Here is a 231-nt window from a genome sequence, read left to right on the forward strand (position 1 = left end):
GTCGCGGGGCCGGTGCTGGTGCTGCTCGCGGACGTGGCGGCGCGGGTGCTGCTGTGGCCGGGCGAGCTTCCGGTGGGCGTCGTGACGGCGTTCGTGGGCGCGCCGGTGCTGATCGCGCTGGTGCGGCGGCGGGAGGCGGCCGGGCTGTGGCGGGCGTGCGGGTGGCGGCGACGCCCGGGGGCCTGCGCGGCCGCGACCCGCGGCGCCGGTCCCGCGCCGCCGGGGCCGGCC

1 pseudogene is annotated in these 231 nt (G+C 84.0%); it reads left to right on the forward strand.

Annotation, left to right across the window (positions count from 1 at the left end):
* Nucleotides 1-147: pseudogene (locus KVT14_RS22865) on the forward strand (iron chelate uptake ABC transporter family permease subunit); the annotation flags it as partial.
* Between the last annotated feature and the right edge of the window lie 84 nt (nt 148-231).

The organism is Cellulomonas sp. GbtcB1 (assembly GCF_019091725.1).
Taxonomy (GTDB): Bacteria; Actinomycetota; Actinomycetes; order Actinomycetales; family Cellulomonadaceae; genus Cellulomonas.